This window comes from Solibacillus sp. CAU 1738 (genome assembly GCF_039888725.1).
GTDB lineage: Bacteria > Bacillota > Bacilli > Bacillales_A > Planococcaceae > Metasolibacillus.
In genome coordinates this window covers 433,794-449,929 of record NZ_JBDQQN010000002.1, presented here as the reverse complement: position 1 = coordinate 449,929, position 16,136 = coordinate 433,794, and the positions used below count along the sequence as shown (strand labels likewise).

The following is a 16,136-nucleotide window of genomic DNA, read 5'->3' as shown; positions in this document are numbered from 1 at the left end:
AAGGGGATGGATGTTACAATGAGTTATGATGTTCAAATTGGAAGATTGATCAGTGGGCGAAGAGAAGCGGAAGGCAGGGGGATTTTTCTATTATGCAATACAGATCAAACTATTCGGGAAATCTCGACATTTACTCCCCATGAAGGGATATTCGTTAGCAGAAACGACATAGAGAATGCACTTTACGACTTCTGTAAATCTGCTATATGTAACTATATAGAAGAAGAGAGCAACGAGGATGTGTATACTTTCTCTATTTGTACTGATAGTTATCATAGTAGCTATTTAGTGTACATAAACGATCAAGCTTCATTAGAGGAAATTGCTGCTGACTACTTACTACGCAAGTTATCAAGAAAATTACTTGAAAACGGGTAAGGAAATTTATAATCAAACAAAAGAGCAAGTATATTATTCATGTAAATTTAGTGAAGCTGATTATGCCTTTATGTTTGGAGAGATGCCTGATCGACTAGAAAGCTATCTTGAAATTATCAGCTGCATTAGCCAAGAAACGCCCGAGTATCTAAGCATTGAGGAGAACTATATATTTGAGAAGACGATAATAGATTCGGAGCTCTTTTTGATTGCCATTGATGTTATTCATCGATTACAAAGCGACCTTAAACAATTGAACCAAACAGAGGACTTCATTGCCTACGTTTCAGCGGCAGATGGCGTTGGTGGTGATTATTTGACACTAAGCCAACTCGTAAGGAAATGTGTGCCCGAAGACCAATTGTATAAATCAATGCCAGACTTAAAGAATAAAGACCTGGAATTTCAGGCTGCTGTCGTTGCTATACAGCAACTCCCCCTTGTTCAGCAAGTGCAACATTGGGTGAATGTTATAGAGCGAGGAGAATTTGGTAAAGGCAGCATGAGAAGCTTTTTGCGAACTGACTATGAAGCCTATGAACAACTTGTGGAGCTTGGGAGTCAAGTCATACCATATATTCAAGAGCATCTGAACGGTGATCTTAAGAATGAGAGCAAGGATATTCTAATGTTGGTATTAGATGATCTGGATGAACAAGCTGACAACCTATAATACCGTTGCAAAGTCGAATATGGAGGTTACAAGTCGATTTCTTTTTCTTGGAAGATTAATTATTATTGAATATTAAACAAGAAGTCGAGAACATCAATAAATCATTCATTCATCTATAAATCTATACATGAAGATCTAGGGAATAATTGTTCTACGGGTTTTCATTTAAAGATTAAAGGTCGCGGTGGATTTATTTATTTTCTTGAAGATGATTTTGTAGTTCCAATTGCGATTGATGCCAGGAGTTAAAAACTACGATTTATTGATTTTTGGAGAGACGGAACATCTGAAAGTTAAATACAATATTAAATTAGATGAGACGATGCCAATTTAGATGAAGAATCGTTTTAGATTACAAAAATTATTAATAGATTGTTTGGAAATCAAGGGAACAAAACATGTTATAAAGATTGGATATTAGGGGTTAAAGTTCTCAGATTAGCGAATGCGAAAACCTTGATTGGAAAGTAGGGATTATATTCATGGACGAAACATATTTGTCTTTACATTTTAATTTCCAAATGTGTAGTCTAACTCCACCTGCTTGAGCAGGTGGTAGATTAATATATATTGATTTGGACACTCAGCGAGCTTTTCGGAAATTAAGATGTTTATCGGTTCGTAATAAAGGAGGGGTAATCAAATATGGCGGAACGAATCCCATGCAAGACAGAAGGTTGCAGCGCAACAATTCTGCCGAGCACCGCAGCCAAAACAGGTGGTATCTGCATGCCCTGCCATCAGGAGCAGGAACGAAAAAAGCAACAAGCTTATATTGAGCAAAACCGCAAAAGGGTGAATCTCTATGAAGGATTAACAGATCATATAGACATTCTCAAGGTGATGCATGCACCGAGAAAGCATGACCCGCTTATCCGATACATTCCTTATCCGTTAAGCATGGAGCAGATGTACATATCTTTATTAGAGGAAGAAGCGGATTGTATGCTGAAATACGCAATAGAATTACTCGCTGTTAACAATGAAAGTGAAGCAGAAGATATTCTATTCTCTCTGGTGTGCTACCGGAATGATAATATATCAGATGCTTTGCCGGAGCTTATACAGCGCGGATTGTTTCATAATCCGATTCTTTTTAAAGATGCACCACAAGACATTCAAAATCAACTTCTGGAGCGGGTGATATGGGATGGGGACAACCGGAATCATCTTCTCCTTGTACTTGGATGGATTGGTAATGCAGTGGTCACAGAGCAGTTTCGGGAATGGCAAATGCAGCCGCCAAAATGGGCGGAGCAGTTGTATGTAACTCCTGAAACTTATGCTCTTGATGGAGGATGGGAGCTTACCCCGGATGGAGAGAGGCGTGACCTGAATAATCATTTATGTTATTCGATCAGGCAAGCAGATCAAGAGAATGATGACTTAAAAGAAGAACATCATGCCCGTTTTCTTGAGACAAGCCATTCAGCATGTCCATGGTGCAAAAGGAAGTTAATGACGTTAATGAATGTAGCTACCTCTCATCCGGCCTTGCAATATCTCGACCTGCAGATGGAGAACCTGCAGGTGATAACCTGTGACTTATGTGGGGGCTTTAGCACGATATACATGGAGCTGGACAATCATGGCGTGCCTGTCTGGAGCCATTTTAATCAGGAACCTGATTATCTTCCGGATATGGATGACGTAAACAGCAGTACTGAAACCCCACCTAGTTTTGTCCTTTCACATGAGCCGCAATCACCGTATTATGCTGCAGTTTGGACCATGTCACAATTGAATTCGCAGATCGGCGGCCATCCAAGCTGGGTCCAAGATTCGGAGTATCCGGTTTGTCCTTGTTGTGAAAGAAGAATGCGGTATATAGGGCAGATCGATTATGCTGATTTCGATGAATATGCTGAAGGCATTTTTTATATGTTTATATGTCCAAAAGACCGGATTACAGCAACGGTATATCAGCAAAGCTGAATAGGTTCATCTTTTTGTTAGCACCGCTAGAACTATTACATGTCATTGTGAACGAATATAACTGGGATAATGGCCCGGAACCCCCGCTGAAAAATGAATAATGAAGACCCAAAGGAGATCACAAGAAGAAGAGCCCGCTTTGAAAGCGAGCTCTTTTTTCATTATTAGGCATGAATCTGATCTGCAACGTAATCAGCGATTAGGCTTCTTTTAACTTATTAATTACTTCCTCTGCAAATGAATCAGTAAACTGAATAATCCCATGATCCTGTACGATACGTCCTTCGTTGATGCGATGATCAAGCCAATCCGTTATAAAGGAAGGAGCATATCCGCCTGTACCGAATTCCCCACCAAATGCGATGATGTTCTGATAGGCTGAAACATATTGATCGCGACTAGTGTCCGGATAGGACTTCATATATAACCAAAACTGTACATCATACATGTCATAGGATAATTCATCTGCATGTAAAGCAAAATAGCCTTTCTCTTCGACAATCCTTGTACATATGCTGCGGATTTTCTGTTCAACCTGTTCCACTTCGGTTACCCAAGAGCATAGCTCCTCCAGCAGAGGAGAAAATTTGCCGTGCGCGACTTTATCCAGAGCTTCTTTTTTGTCTTCTTCAGAAGTATCATATTGTTCTTCGCTTACTAATCCTTTTATAAACTCTTCAAAATTATCGGCAAGGAAGGTAATCTCATAGTCATCTTCTTGATCGACATGAATAACTTCTGGTTCACCATCTTTACCACATGCGCGGTAGTCTAACATCACGACATCATGGCCGGCTGAAGGACAATCACAGATTACCACTCCAATGTCAGGATATCCCCATTCCTCGATCATAAACGGACTGCCCAAATCTCCGCATAGGGAATAGCTTTTCTCACGCCCAATACCCATAATCCCCGTAATGGCAATATGACTTTCGGCCCAGGAAGTTGGCTCCTCTGTTGGAAAACAAGTGTTCCTCGGCACCCCGCCATTTTGCTGCTTCATTAGATAAATATAAGAGGATGGGAGTTTATAACCAAGCGCTTTCTCTATAGAATCGATGAATTCGTCAGAGGGTGGCTCCGATTGATATTCTTCTCTTGCATACTCGCTGTCCTCCCAGAAATCAGTTAGAGACATATCTGAAAAGGGAATCTTCTTCGCTACGGAACCACCATGCTCCAAGTAAGCTTTCTTCTTGGCAAGCCGAAGTTCTTCTCTTTTTTGTTTCTCTGCTTTTTGTAAAAAGTACTCCGTATTTTGATCGTCAGGCTTTATTTGATCAGTCTTGCGGAAAGCTTGAACTGCTTCCTCAAATCGTCCCAAGTGATAAAGAGCAAAGCCTACCCGATAATGCCATAAAAAATCCTGTTTTCCAGACTCGGAAATTTTATCGAATTGATCGAGCGCTTCTTCGTAAAGCCCCAAATTGTTATAAGCTCTAGCTAGAAGACTGATTGCTTCATAGTCTAATTCTTCATCGGAAATAGATAGCAGCAGATCCACAATTTTCTGATGTTCGTCTTCTTCATGCCACTTGTTCAGTTGTTCAAATAGTGTTTGATTCATTTCTACCTCCAAGATGATTATTAAGATACTAGCTGCATATGTGCTTGGCAGTCTCTACCTTTAAAATAGTAATAGCTATAATAGAGAATACTATAACTCTTCCATAATGAGGAACTAAGAATGGCAAGTATTCAGAAAAATAGGATTTTAGATATAGATGACAATACAGGCAAATTAAGTAGATAAGAATAGTAAGTTCTTGAGTATTTCTCCATAATTAACGTAAGGCATCCTATTTAGTTAAAGGGTATGTAAATTCATGCGTAAATTGGTATAATATTGTAAAAACATGTGAAGAGTAGAGAGTCTATCAAACAGATATCATTACCATGGTGAAGTTTTCAAAGAATGTGTAAGGAAAAATAGTTATTCCTATAAACAGATGGAATATCTATTTGGAACGTATATTTAGCACAAAGAGGAGGAGCAGTAATGGACGCAGCAGTACAGAGGTTTTTAGATGATGTGTGGAACATGCTGATGACTATATACAACAAAGAGAGTAAAAGAATAAATGAGTTCATAAGCAAAAGACCGCTTCAGGCAGGAGTGAAGGATTATTTACAGGTGGCTTGGCGTGACGGGAAAATACACATTGATATTGAAGAGCCGCTTGATTGGACTGACAGCTCTTATAAAGTCGAACCAGGTCCTTATGTTGCCGAACTCACGGAAGAACTTATTAGAATTGAGCTTTATCCAGCATTATGTAAGGGAATGGAGGAGCTCTTTTTATCGGATAAACTTGGTCCTCGTTTTTTTGATTACCGATTCCAGATCGTACTTTCCTTTGAAATGGAAGATGAAGACATAAAGATTTGCAATCAGCTCGTAAATAATGAGAAGCTAAACCAGCTCCGCCAATCATTACAGAAGTTTATAGCATCCAAAATCATGCCTGATCTTCCAGTATTACCGAGTGTGGATGACCAGTTTTTCTTTTCTCGTCATTTGATGAACCCTGATCTAATCAAGCAGGAAGAAGATACAGTTGAACCTTTAATCCGACGTTTATCCGATAAGCTCAGAAGTAATAAAGAACGCTTGAATGAATGGATTAGCCAGTATACTTTGGCTACGGATGATTGGATACAGAATGTGTATCTTCCTCGCTATTTTAACCGTGCAGACAGCTATTCAATGGACTGGATACCAAAAGAGGATCTGACTCTTATGAATCCGAAAGCAGATCAACTTTCATTTTTTGTGTATGCTGCTCTACAAATAGGAAAGGCGAAACCAGATACTCGTGAGCAATATTTGAAACTGGCAGTCAAGCTTGGGTCAAAACAGGCTGTAGATTATATCCGGCAGGGGAGCGGGAAATTCGCTCCAGTATATAAAGGAACCTATGCAGAAATTCATAATAATGATGTAACCCAGGCTATTGAAGTCCGGATTTTTGCCGAAGAGGAAGCAGCTTATGGAGAAGTGTTGGATCACATTACCGAATTGCTGCAAAAAGGATTTCCGAAAGAATATAACCTGAAGCTGAAAAGCAAGCAAAAAAACTATCTTCCTCTAAAAAAAATAGCTAAATCGGAACTGCATCAGTTTTTTGCAGGAGCACTTACCTATCCTACCCTTTATCCAAAATTGGGTGCGTATGCGAACACTGCTATGGAACCCTATGCGTGGTATAAGGATACAGAACCGGGTGAAAAGTCGGTCATGCCGGGCACTTATGCGGTACTCGGATTAGGATTGTATAGCAGCGAATATTTCTCACTCGTCTCTCGTTATATGGAGATGGTAGATACGGAGCACCAAATGATACAGGATGGTTATGCACAAGTCTTTATTGATGCTCACGGAGTGGAGCCGGAACTTATGCCTGTTCTAATAGACATTCTGCTTGCAGGGAATGAGGAAGCAAGACCTGTGAAAAACTTCGTCATCAATCGGACCGAGCTAGCAAAAGCGCTTCTACAAGAGCTGTTATCTAAAGAAATATATGAACGAGAGCAGGTTCTATACCGGATTTTCGGAAGTCGTGCAAAGCTGGCAAAAGCCATTAAGTCAGAGCAAACGGAGCACTATCTTAAGGCTATTTATGCGGAGTTGCTTGCTCTTGTAAGTTGATTGATGCTGTATCAATCCCGAGTAATGACAAAAAACTGTTTCATCCCCGATAGGTCACCAGGAATTTATCGGTGAGAGAGGAGATATTTAATGTCAATCTTATTAAAAGCGTCATTTGTTTATTTTGGTATTGAGGATGAGACATTATTAATTGGATTTGCAGATGATGAATTTGAGACCAAAGAATATGTGTTATTTCAAAAGTCATTATGTATTGAAGACATCCCCATTCTAAATAAGGTCCATATTACACTTAATAGTGAAAATAGATCTGAGCATGGGGGGATATTAAGGATAATACTTAGTCGAAATTTAATTTCAATATTTTTATCAAAAGAGACTGCAAGATCACTTGGCGTAAATGAGTCCATTGACATTGAATATGATATAGATGAAGGAAGATATAATACCTTAATAAGTCACTTTAATAAGCTAAATGTAGATCAAGAGATAGTAATTGAGGTTAAGTAGAATTGTGCCCTTGGCCGCAGATACAGCAACATTATCTAAAAATCCCATCGAATTGGGAGAGCGTCATGAAAGTATTCCAAATAAAGATTAAACCAATTACTGTAGATAATCATTTATTTCTTTGTGTTGTAGATGAAAGAAGTCATGATGTTGTATTTCGAGCCTATTCAGGCGTGCATAAAACATCATTTGTAGAAATTTCATTTGATTGTTAGGAAACTAAATATATTCATTTGAATTTGCAGGTTGTAAGCGCTAGTTTGTTTATTTACGTCAAAACAAAATGGGTATGGGTTGAATCTAGTTGATTTTTTACTATACGAGTTGGAGGGAAAATAATGACTGAAGAAGTAAACACGACAGGATGGGCTGCAATTGAAGAAGCATTAACGAAGCTATATGGGGAACAGGAACCGAAGCATTATGGTACCGCAATTCCTTTTATGCTTGGTGGTCAAGACCCATTAGATGGCCTTAGTGCTTATAAAGTGGAAACACCTTCTCCCCACTGGCATATTGTAACTTTTGGTTTCTCGGAGCTTTATGAGAAGGAATCGAATAATACCGAATATAGCGGCTATGGGTTTGAGCTTTCTTTTCGAGTGGCCCGTAGTATAGATGAGGAAGAGCCTCCAGCATGGGCATTGAACCTGCTTCAAAACATGGGGCGATATGTGTTTAACAGCAACAATATTTTCGCTTCAGGTGATTATTTAGATGCTAATGGTCCAATCTGCTTGGGAGCCGATACACAGCTAACCGCTCTTGCCTTTATATCCGATCCAGAACTTGATACACTGCATACGCCTAACGGACGAGTTGAGTTCCTTCAAATGGTGGGGATCACTGAGGATGAGCTGGAGGCTATGAAAATATGGAATACACGAGGTGTACTTGAAGCTGGAAAAGCGGAAATTCAGGGTTATATTACAGATTTATCCCGAAATTCTATGTTGCGAGTCACTGCTGTTCAGGAAAGTGTTCAAATAGGAATAGATCGTGACGGTTCGAGCACTGGATTTTTATTTGTGGATCAATTGTCTTGGGAACCTGGTAAGAATGGTTTGTTCAAAAAGAAGCCGTCTGTACTCACACTAGGAGCGAAGCAAGCTAGTACTGTTGGGAAGCTACTGTGCGGTCGCCTGCTTAAGGGTAAAGATTTAATTTTAGTGAGTAAAGAGATAAGCGTAACAATGGAGCATGCTTCAACGACTGGATTCGAAATAGTTGAGAGTACGGTCCATTTAAAACTTGATGAAGCGGCTGTCAACGAGCTCATCCACATACTTCTGCCCAAAGAAGGAAAAATTCGTTTGTCTTCTTATAAAGACTTAATCATACAAGTCGTTAAAACATACATTAAGGATCAAGATGGAAATGTGATATCTACCATCGGATAAACATGGTCCTTACATTACATATAACATGGGAAGTATGGACTAATATGATTTAAAAGGAGAGAAATAGGATGAAAAAAAGCGAGCGATATCTCTCGGCAATTTGGTGTTTTTGATTCAAGTAATATTTTTGAGTTTTACATGTGGAAAGAGTACATGAGATAAATTGATGCCTCAACACCACCCTTGGAGAGCGCTAATATGCTGGATGAGGGGAAGAAGTTGATTGGCTTTTCAAACGATGACTAATTTGGTGAACAATACGATGTTTATCTTTTTGATACCGATGAAGTAGCTTAAACCTTTGATAGATAAGGGTTCTCTGTAAGATGAAAGTGTGATGGTAATATGTTTGTTAACATTGAGGATTTTAATTGAGGCTTCTCATGAGTTGAGCAAACTTGTGGGAAGCTTCTTTTTTCATTTCTTGGGTAACATGTATTTCTTCAAAGCGCCATTTACTTTTTCATCGACAATGATTTCCGTCGTGATTTTTTACAAGATATTTAGGAATTTCTTTTTCCTCCAATTGTTTTTTTTTCTTTTTTTAGATAAGCATACTCTATTAGTTATTTTTATCACCTCTGTCCTTTAAGGAAAATCTTCTTTCCTGTTCCATATACCCCTTCCATAGTTATAGATAAAAGTGAAGATAAGGCATATCCGCGTTTTTTAATGAATGATAGAAATTCACTGCATTTTGCGCCTTTAATACGCTAAAATGCTAAAAATTACTACATCTAAATTATTTACAACTTGAAAGGTTTGACTATATAATGAATGAAAATATATTAATATAGTTATTTGTTCGTAGAGTAGGGGAGGAGATTATGGAATTAATAGGGATTTTAATTATCATTGTAGGCTTTGCTTTAAAGCTAGATACTATAGCAGTAGTAGTTGTAGCTGGTATCTCTACTGGATTAGTAGCAAAGATGAATCTTGTTGAAATATTGGATACTTTGGGTTCAGCCTTTGTATCAAATCGTGTAACATGTTTATTTTTAATCACCCTTCCTGTTATTGGATTGTGTGAAAGATATGGGTTGAAGGCTAAAGCAGTAATGCTCATTAAGAAAGCAACTAATTTATCGGTTGGTAAATTATTGAGCGGCTATACTTTGATAAGAAAAGTAACGATTGGAATGGGAGTAACGCTTGGCGGACATCCGCAATTCGTTCGACCTCTAGTTAGCCCAATGGCTGAAGGGGCAGCTATTGCTAAGTACGGAGAAAAAGTAGAAGAAAAAGATATGGAAAAGATTAGAGCATATTCTGCGGCATCTGATAATATCGGTAATTTCTTTGCACAAAATGTATTCATGGCAAATTCAGGTGTACTTTTAATTGCTTCTACATTAGAAGGACTTGGCATGCCGGTTGATACATTACAAATTGCCAAAGTGGCAATTCCAGTAGCTATAATTTCATTTGTGTTGTGGTTCATTCAAAATATGATATTTGATAAAAGGCTTAAGCGAAAATATGCTACTATTGAAAATGAAAAAATTAGAGGTGATCAATAATGGATATTGCACAACTCTCTAATTTGTTATTAGAAATATTTTATATAATTATCGGTTTATTCATGGGAATCACAATGGTATTCACAATCAAAGATACGAACCATAAAACAAGAATCGGTACAGCTTTATTTTGGGGGATTCTTGCGGTTATTTTCATTCTAGGAAACTACATTCCAAGTACGATTGTCGGTTTATTAGTCGTAGTGATTGCTATTTTATCGGCAACAAAGCAAATCAATATTGGAACGTTGAAGCAATTAGATGAGACATTTGCGAATATCAAAGCAGAAAAATTAGGGTTGAAAATATTCATCCCCTCTCTATCCATCGCAATCATTGCGATGCTTGTAGCAACTTTCACGGGCTTCCCTGGAACGGTTGCTATCGGTATTTCAGCATTATGTGCCCTAGCGCTGACGTTCATCATCACTAAAGCAAAACCGAAAGAGCTATTAGCAGATTCAAACAGAACATTTCAATCAGTTGGATCATTTGCTATACTCCCTCAATTATTAGCTTCTTTAGGTGTGTTATTTACAACTGCGGGAGTAGGCGATAAAATTGCTTCTATTATTTCAAATGTAATCCCGACAGGTAACGCATTAATTGGGGTAGCAACATATTGTATCGGTATGGCATTATTTACAAGCATCATGGGTAATGCATTTGCGGCATTCGCTGTTATTACGGTTGGTATTGGTGTACCTTTCGTATTTAGTATTGGTGGAGATCCTTTAATCTGTGGAACACTTGCTCTTACAGCAGGATACTGCGGAACATTGTTAACACCAATGGCGGCAAACTTTAATATGTTGCCGGCAGTATTGCTTGAAATGAAAGATAAAAACGCAGTCATTAAAGTACAAGCTCCTTTTGCTTTAATTTTGTTAGCTGTTCATATCTTCTTGATGTATAGTTTAGGATTTTAAGATGAAGGATATTGTGAAATTTTTCAGTAGGAGGATGAGTCATGAAAGTACTATTAACAGGATTTGATGCATTTGGTGGAGAGCCGGTCAATCCGGCAGAAGAAGCAGTCAAAATGGTTAGCGACCAGATAAACGGAGCTGAAGTGATTAAACTCATTATACCTACAGTTCAAACAAAATCCGTTCAAGCTATTGAGGATGCAATTGAAAAGCATAATCCGGATATTGTCATCTCGGTAGGTCAAGCAGGAGGAAGATTTGATATTACTCCTGAAAGAGTTGCTATTAATCTTGATGATTATCGAATCAAGGACAATGAAGGCAATCAGCCATTAGATACAGTAATCCAAGCAGATGGGCAACCAGCATATTTCTCGAATCTACCAGTAAAAGCTATGGTTAAGCATATGAATGATCATAACATACCAGCAACGGTATCTTATACAGCTGGAACATTTGTATGCAATCATGTTATGTACGGCATTTTATACATGATTGATAAAAAGTACCCTCATATCAAAGGTGGATTTATCCACATTCCTTATATGACTTCTCAGGTTATGGACAAGAAAAACGCACCATTTATGTCGTTGAATGATATTGTAAAAGGTTTAGAGCTTGCGATTGAAGCGTGCATTATCAATGACAAGGATATAAATGCAGTAGGCGGGGAAATCTGCTAATGAAAGCAATCAATCTTTTTGTTTATGGAAGTTTAAGAGAAGGTTTCTTTAATTATAATAAGTATTTAGATGGAAAGGTCATCGAGAAAAAGGATGCCAAGCTTGAAAATATGAAATTATATCATCTACCATACAAAGGATATCCGGCTTTAACATCCGGTGAAGATACTGTATTTGGGGAAATCCTAGTGCTAAGTGAAGAACATTATGAAGATACAATGAATGCGATAGACAAAATGGAAGGATTCATTAGTGAAAAAAATCCTGAAAATGAATACGATAAAGTCATTCTAGAGGTTGAAAATCTTCATACGAACGAAAAAGAAAAATGCTTTGTATATTTTTATAACAAAGATAATGATCATCTTTTTGAGGACAAAGCAATTTATCTTCCGCACGGTAATTGGAAAGAGTATATGCTGTGCGATAGTGTGAAATAGGTAAGCTAATATTTTGTTCAAATATCTTGATATACAGCACTTTTTGGAACACATCGTGAAAGATAATACACACTTTTATCTTACGGGCGGCATGATGTAGGGTCCGCACGATGCGGATCAGTCAACCGTTGCCACACGATGTGGCGCCCTTAGCTAGACTTCATCTATGATGGATGTGGTGACAAAGGCATTGCGACAGGACGTCGCGGTTTTAGCCTTTGTTCCGCAGCTTCAAACCCTTGATATGACTGGGTTTTATGTAAGGTGAAAGTGTGATGTTAACATTTTGTTAACATAGAGGATTTTAATCGAGGCTTCTCATGAGTTGAGCAAACTTGTGGGAAGCTTCTTTTTTCATTTCTTGGGTAACATGTAGATAGACATTTTTTGTGATTTGATCATCGGAATGTCCGAGTCTGTCCATGATTTGTTCGAATGCGACACCTGCTTCTGCTAAAAGCGATGTGTGTGTATGTCTCACTGAGGTGTTATTTTAATGACGAGAGGATATCCGGGATGTCTAACTGGAGAAAATCCCCTTTATACTGTTAGGAGTGTCCCGTTATATTTTTCAATCCTGCAGCTATAAAGTTTGCCACTGCCTCTGTAGATGTAAACAGTAGTAGATTTACTTTTTCAGATTCTTTCTGATATTAGTTGACAAAATAAGATTAGTTATTAAAATAAAAAACGATGATAATCATTATCATTGTCTTTTGTTATTAATAATTAATTAGAGACATTTAGAGGAGAATATTACAGTGAGAAAAAATATAAGTTTAACTAAAATTTTAAGTATTATGATGGCTATTATTGTAGCAATTGGATTGGTTGGATGTAATTCTAAAACAAGTGAAAAGTCTGAACCTAAATCAGATAATGAAACAAACGACATTTTTAGTGTTTCGATTGATACAAAATTCGGTGAAGTTACCATTGAAAAAGAGCCTAAACGTATTGTTGCACTTGGCTGGGGTGATGCTGAAACAGCTTTAGCCCTTGGAGTAGAACCTATTGGCGCTAGTGACTGGCTTGCCTTTGGTGGTGAAGGTGTAGGTCCTTGGTTAAATGGAGCATATAAAACAGCCCCTACAATACTTGGAACTATGGAACTTGATTATGAGCAAATTGCGTCACTTGAGCCAGACCTGATACTCGACGTTAGATCTTCTGGTGATCAAGAACGGTACAATCGTCTCTCTGAAATTGCTCCAACTATCGGTGTTCCTGAAGGGGGCGATGGTTACTTGACTACTTATCAGCAACAAGTTCAAATAATAGCGAAAGCGCTTGGCAAGGAAGCAGAAGGAGAACAATTATTGAAGGATGTTGACACTGCTTTTGAAAAGGCAAGGGAAGAATACCCACAATTTGCTGGTAAAACTGTTGCAGTAGGTGCATATACATCTGAAGGATGGGGAGCATATGTAACAGGTGATGCTCGTACTGATTTTATGACTGATCTAGGATTTATTAATAAGGAAGAGATTGAAAAACAAGCAAACGGTGCATTCTATATATCAGTAGCGGACGAGCAATTAGAGCTTCTAGATGCTGATTTAACAGTTGTTATCCCAATTTGGGTAGACACAAAAGAAATAACTGACAATGCTCTTTATCAGAAAATCCCTTCAGTTGCTGATGGGAGATCTATAATTATTGATGGTGATTATGCAGATGCCTTCTCAACAGGTACTGCACCAGCTATACTTTGGGCAATTGAACAATTGCCTTCTATGTTTAATAAAGCATTGGAAAGTGGGGAATGAAACAGTGGCAGCAAGTAAGCAACCAAAAAAAGCAGTTGAAAAGAACATTAAATCAATTACTGCATTACGGTTGCAACGGATTATAGGATTAGTTTTCGCCCTATTACTTTTGATGGTGGTCGTCTTCTTAAGTCTTATGATCGGAGCGAAGCCACTTTCCTTTGGCGTCGTTTGGGAGGCTCTGTTTTCTTCCACTGAAAGCTATGACTATACGATTATTCATGAATCCCGTATTCCAAGGACCATCATCGCTCTTGCAGTTGGACCAGCATTTGGACTGGCAGGAGCTGTGATACAAGCTTTAACACGGAATCCACTGGCTGATCCTGGCATTCTTGGCGTGAATGCAGGAGCAGCCTTTGCTGTTGCAATAGCAGTTGGCATTTTTTCAATTTCATCGATTTCAAGCTACATATGGTTTGCACTCGCTGGGGCGTTAGTCGCAAGCATTGCCATATATTTTATCGGTGGTGGAGCAGGTAAGAAATCTCCAACTCCCGAACAAATTACACTTGCAGGAGTGGCAATGGCTGCAGCATTGAACGGAATAACTACTGCGTTATCTTTGGTGGATAGCCGAGCATTCGCTGGGATGCTGAACTGGAGAGTGGGTTCGTTAGCAAGAAAAGGTCTTGAAGATCTGTGGCCGATTATTCCATTTCTCATTGTCGGCATATTATTAGCCTTAGCGATTGCTCCAGCGTTAAATACGATTGCCTTTGGTGACGATCGTGCTTCCTCTCTCGGTGTGAATGTGAATAGAATTCGAATTATTGGCCTTCTTTCCATCACGCTATTAGCCGGCGGAGCAACGGCTATCGCTGGCCCAATCGTTTTCCTCGGTTTAATGGTTCCCCATTGTGTACGGTGGTTTATTGGTCCTGACCAACCATGGATTTTTCTTTATTCCTTGGTCATTGCACCGTCGATTTTGCTTCTTTCCGATATTATTGGAAGGGTTGTCATGTCTCCAGCAGAGGTTCCCGTCGGCATTATCACAGGATTTGTCGGTGCCCCGATTCTTCTAATCCTTATGAGAAGACGAAAGGTAAGTGGGTTATGATGATGGGACAAGAACATTAATATCACGTTTTAATGGTAAAAGGAGTGAATCTCATGGGGCGTATTGATTTTGGTAGGAAATATGTGCAGCTAAAAGGACCATTGAAGCTACGTTTAGATGTAAGGAGTATGTGTGTTACTGCGGTTTTTCTCGCAGCTGTAATAGCCCTTTCTCTATTTTCTCTCGTGGTTGGAACATATAAATTAAGTATAGCTGAGGTGTTTTCTGCGCTTTTTGGTGAATTGACAGGATTTAAACAAACAATTGTAATCGATTGGAGATTACCGCGAGTGTTAGCTGCTATTGTTTTTGGTGCCGGTCTTGCAGTTAGTGGTTCAATTTTTCAATCGATTACCCGAAATCCTTTAGGGTCACCTGATATTCTTGGCTTTACAACAGGTTCGTATACAGGAGCCTTGGTTGTGATGCTAGTGTTCAAATCGATGTCCTTTGCCTCAATCGCAATAGGTGCACTTATCGGCGGATTTGCCACTGCATTTATTATTTATCTATTAGCATTTCGTAAAGGGACACAGGGCTTTCGATTGATTATTACAGGTATTGCTATTTCAACTATTTTAAGTAGTATCAATTCAATGCTGCTTCTTCAAAGTCAAGCTGAGGTTGCATTAACAGCGGGTGCATGGGGCGTCGGTTCCTTAAATGGAATTGATTGGACTCATGTATTACCGGCAATCGTTTTAGTATTGGTACTGCTTATACTTGCGATGATCATGAATCGACCACTTCGTGAAATAGAGTTGGGCAAGGATGTAGCCAAGTCCCACGGTGTTCATTTCGAAAGGACGCAACTTTTATTGATCGTGATTGCTGTAGCCTTAACAGCATCTGCGACAGCCATAATGGGACCGGTTACCTTTGTTGCATTAGCTGCCCCACAAATTGCTCTGCGCTTTACAAATACTGCAGAAAGCCTAGTTCCAACAGCAACTGTCGGTGCATTTGTTTTATTAAGCGCTGATGTTCTGGCGCAGAGAATCATTCCCGGAATGCTTCTTCCTGTAGGGGTGCTAACCTTATCTCTTGGGGGCTTATATTTAGCTTGGTTATTGTTTCGCCAGGCACGTTCTACCACGTAAGGACAAAGCATTAGTTCTTTAACAAGCTGAACAAACATGTGTAATTACGCCTGGAAAATAGGTAGCAAGTAAAAAAATTATAAGAATAGAGTCTTTTTTTACAAGGGCCTTTCATTATAC

General features: G+C 38.8%; 15 protein-coding genes and 1 pseudogene. 14 read left to right on the top strand and 2 right to left on the bottom strand.

Annotated features, from left to right (window positions below; translation table 11 throughout):
* The first annotated feature begins 18 nt into the window (after nt 1–18).
* The 3 genes from AAFN87_RS07345 (at nt 19) to AAFN87_RS07335 (ending at nt 2,986) form a co-directional block, all read left to right on the top strand.
* Entirely contained in the window at nt 19–378 is a 360-nt protein-coding gene (locus AAFN87_RS07345; RefSeq protein WP_347790390.1) for a hypothetical protein, read from the top strand.
* Nucleotides 365–1,051 (top strand): hypothetical protein, encoded by a 687-nt coding sequence (locus tag AAFN87_RS07340; RefSeq protein ID WP_347790389.1) that lies wholly within the window; start codon nt 365–367, stop codon nt 1,049–1,051. Before AAFN87_RS07345 ends, AAFN87_RS07340 begins: the two co-directional genes overlap by 14 nt.
* A gap of 645 nt (nt 1,052–1,696) precedes the next feature.
* Nucleotides 1,697–2,986 (top strand): DUF1963 domain-containing protein, encoded by a 1,290-nt coding sequence (locus AAFN87_RS07335; protein WP_347790388.1) that lies wholly within the window; start codon nt 1,697–1,699, stop codon nt 2,984–2,986.
* 199 nt (nt 2,987–3,185) lie between these two features.
* Here the strand turns inward: AAFN87_RS07335 and AAFN87_RS07330 are convergent, their stop codons facing one another.
* Nucleotides 3,186–4,556 carry an SMI1/KNR4 family protein gene (locus AAFN87_RS07330; protein WP_347790387.1) on the bottom strand — a complete coding sequence of 457 codons (1,371 nt, stop codon included), beginning with the start codon at nt 4,554–4,556 and terminating at the stop codon, nt 3,186–3,188.
* Nucleotides 4,557–4,988: 432 nt separating this feature from the next.
* On the opposite strand from AAFN87_RS07330, the gene AAFN87_RS07325 reads away from it, so the two are divergent.
* The 8 genes from AAFN87_RS07325 (at nt 4,989) to AAFN87_RS07290 (ending at nt 12,084) form a co-directional block, all read left to right on the top strand.
* Nucleotides 4,989–6,638: a DUF6138 family protein gene (locus AAFN87_RS07325; RefSeq protein ID WP_347790386.1), complete on the top strand. Its 1,650-nt coding sequence runs from the start codon at nt 4,989–4,991 to the stop codon at nt 6,636–6,638.
* A gap of 90 nt (nt 6,639–6,728) precedes the next feature.
* Complete coding sequence (locus AAFN87_RS07320) at nt 6,729–7,109, top strand: Imm10 family immunity protein (RefSeq protein ID WP_347790385.1); 381 nt, start codon at nt 6,729–6,731, stop codon at nt 7,107–7,109.
* 65 nt (nt 7,110–7,174) lie between these two features.
* A complete protein-coding gene (locus AAFN87_RS07315) occupies nt 7,175–7,324 on the top strand; it encodes a hypothetical protein (protein WP_347790384.1) in 150 nt (49 codons plus the stop codon).
* A gap of 123 nt (nt 7,325–7,447) precedes the next feature.
* Complete coding sequence (locus tag AAFN87_RS07310; protein WP_347790383.1) at nt 7,448–8,509, top strand: suppressor of fused domain protein; 1,062 nt, start codon at nt 7,448–7,450, stop codon at nt 8,507–8,509.
* 827 nt (nt 8,510–9,336) lie between these two features.
* A complete protein-coding gene (locus tag AAFN87_RS07305; RefSeq protein WP_347790382.1) occupies nt 9,337–10,032 on the top strand; it encodes a DUF969 domain-containing protein in 696 nt (231 codons plus the stop codon).
* A complete protein-coding gene (locus tag AAFN87_RS07300; RefSeq protein WP_347790381.1) occupies nt 10,032–10,961 on the top strand; it encodes a DUF979 domain-containing protein in 930 nt (309 codons plus the stop codon). Before AAFN87_RS07305 ends, AAFN87_RS07300 begins: the two co-directional genes overlap by 1 nt.
* Nucleotides 10,962–11,002: 41 nt before the next feature.
* The gene (pcp, locus tag AAFN87_RS07295; protein ID WP_347790380.1) at nt 11,003–11,644 is read left to right on the top strand and encodes a pyroglutamyl-peptidase I; all 642 of its coding nucleotides are present in this window, start codon (nt 11,003–11,005) and stop codon (nt 11,642–11,644) included.
* On the top strand, nt 11,644–12,084 hold the full coding sequence (locus AAFN87_RS07290) for a gamma-glutamylcyclotransferase family protein (protein WP_347790379.1): 441 nt from the start codon (nt 11,644–11,646) through the stop codon (nt 12,082–12,084). Before pcp ends, AAFN87_RS07290 begins: the two co-directional genes overlap by 1 nt.
* A gap of 304 nt (nt 12,085–12,388) precedes the next feature.
* Here the strand turns inward: AAFN87_RS07290 and AAFN87_RS07285 are convergent.
* Nucleotides 12,389–12,568 (bottom strand): annotated as a pseudogene (locus tag AAFN87_RS07285) (tyrosine-type recombinase/integrase); the annotation flags it as partial.
* A 277-nt stretch (nt 12,569–12,845) separates the two neighbouring features.
* Here AAFN87_RS07285 and AAFN87_RS07280 point away from each other — a divergent pair.
* From AAFN87_RS07280 to AAFN87_RS07270, 3 genes are read left to right on the top strand one after another with little or no spacing between them, the layout of a single operon-like run.
* Complete coding sequence (locus tag AAFN87_RS07280; protein WP_347790378.1) at nt 12,846–13,853, top strand: iron-siderophore ABC transporter substrate-binding protein; 1,008 nt, start codon at nt 12,846–12,848, stop codon at nt 13,851–13,853.
* A gap of 4 nt (nt 13,854–13,857) precedes the next feature.
* On the top strand, nt 13,858–14,916 hold the full coding sequence (locus AAFN87_RS07275; RefSeq protein WP_347790377.1) for a FecCD family ABC transporter permease: 1,059 nt from the start codon (nt 13,858–13,860) through the stop codon (nt 14,914–14,916).
* A 53-nt stretch (nt 14,917–14,969) separates the two neighbouring features.
* Nucleotides 14,970–16,016 carry a FecCD family ABC transporter permease gene (locus AAFN87_RS07270; protein ID WP_347790376.1) on the top strand — a complete coding sequence of 349 codons (1,047 nt, stop codon included), beginning with the start codon at nt 14,970–14,972 and terminating at the stop codon, nt 16,014–16,016.
* Nucleotides 16,017–16,136: the final 120 nt, after the last annotated feature.

Bases quoted from the DNA above. Each gene is read 5' to 3' on its own strand.
- AAFN87_RS07345 (WP_347790390.1), top strand. From the start codon at position 19: ATGAGTTATGATGTTCAAATTGGAAGATTGATCAGTGGGCGAAGAGAA.
- AAFN87_RS07335 (WP_347790388.1), top strand. From the start codon at position 1,697: ATGGCGGAACGAATCCCATGCAAGACAGAAGGTTGCAGCGCAACAATT.
- AAFN87_RS07330 (WP_347790387.1), bottom strand. From the start codon at position 4,556: ATGAATCAAACACTATTTGAACAACTGAACAAGTGGCATGAAGAAGAC.
- AAFN87_RS07325 (WP_347790386.1), top strand. From the start codon at position 4,989: ATGGACGCAGCAGTACAGAGGTTTTTAGATGATGTGTGGAACATGCTG.
- AAFN87_RS07320 (WP_347790385.1), top strand. From the start codon at position 6,729: ATGTCAATCTTATTAAAAGCGTCATTTGTTTATTTTGGTATTGAGGAT.
- AAFN87_RS07315 (WP_347790384.1), top strand. From the start codon at position 7,175: ATGAAAGTATTCCAAATAAAGATTAAACCAATTACTGTAGATAATCAT.
- AAFN87_RS07310 (WP_347790383.1), top strand. From the start codon at position 7,448: ATGACTGAAGAAGTAAACACGACAGGATGGGCTGCAATTGAAGAAGCA.
- AAFN87_RS07305 (WP_347790382.1), top strand. From the start codon at position 9,337: ATGGAATTAATAGGGATTTTAATTATCATTGTAGGCTTTGCTTTAAAG.
- AAFN87_RS07300 (WP_347790381.1), top strand. From the start codon at position 10,032: ATGGATATTGCACAACTCTCTAATTTGTTATTAGAAATATTTTATATA.
- pcp (WP_347790380.1), top strand. From the start codon at position 11,003: ATGAAAGTACTATTAACAGGATTTGATGCATTTGGTGGAGAGCCGGTC.
- AAFN87_RS07290 (WP_347790379.1), top strand. From the start codon at position 11,644: ATGAAAGCAATCAATCTTTTTGTTTATGGAAGTTTAAGAGAAGGTTTC.
- AAFN87_RS07270 (WP_347790376.1), top strand. From the start codon at position 14,970: ATGGGGCGTATTGATTTTGGTAGGAAATATGTGCAGCTAAAAGGACCA.